This window comes from Bacillus sp. LR--39 (assembly GCF_053613335.1).
In genome coordinates this window covers 1-815 of record NZ_JBSIOT010000650.1, presented here as the reverse complement: position 1 = coordinate 815, position 815 = coordinate 1, and the positions used below count along the sequence as shown (strand labels likewise).

At 43.9% G+C, this 815-nt stretch carries 1 protein-coding gene; it reads left to right on the top strand.

Annotated elements, in window-relative coordinates; translation table 11 throughout:
• The first annotated feature begins 123 nt into the window (after positions 1-123).
• The gene (gene pelC, locus ACWHAR_RS25585; protein WP_017695284.1) at positions 124-789 is read left to right on the top strand and encodes a pectate/pectin lyase PelC; all 666 of its coding nucleotides are present in this window, start codon (positions 124-126) and stop codon (positions 787-789) included.
• The last annotated feature ends 26 nt before the right edge of the window (positions 790-815 follow it).

Here is an 815-nt window from a genome sequence, read left to right as displayed (position 1 = left end):
CAGGCTATCTGTTTTTATGATTAAAGCAGATTCAGCCTTGCCCCGATCTATGCGAGAGAAGCCGGAGCAAGTCGCTGACGCTTCTCTTGCAAAAAATGAAAGATATCCGGGGAGGATTTATCATTGAAAAAATTCGTGTCTATCCTATTTATGTTCGGTTTGGTTATGGGGTTCAGCCAGTTTCAGTCATCAACCGCTTTTGCAGCAGACAAAGTGGTGCACGAAACAATTATCGTACCAAAAAATACAACATATGACGGGAAAGGACAGCGGTTTGTGGCAGGGAAAGAATTAGGCGACGGAAGCCAGTCAGAAAACCAAGACCCTGTTTTTCGTGTGGAGGATGGTGCAACCCTGAAAAATGTGGTGCTTGGCGCCCCTGCCGCTGATGGCGTACACACTTATGGAAACGTTAACATTCAGAATGTGAAATGGGAAGATGTTGGTGAGGATGCGTTAACGGTGAAGAAGGAAGGAAAAGTGACGATCGACGGCGGTTCTGCACAAAAAGCGTCAGATAAGATATTCCAAATCAATAAAGCCAGTACATTCACAGTGAAAAACTTCACGGCAGACAATGGCGGAAAGTTCATAAGACAGCTTGGCGGTTCAACCTTCCACGTTGATGTGATCATCGATAAGTGCACCATCACAAACATGAAGGAAGCGATATTCCGGACGGACAGCAAAACAAGCACGGTCAGAATGACAAATATACGCTACTCTAATGTCGGTCAAAAATGGATTGGTGTTCAGCATATTTACGAAAACAACAACACTCAATTTTAACCAAAAAAGTCCGCTGATGTTATTCA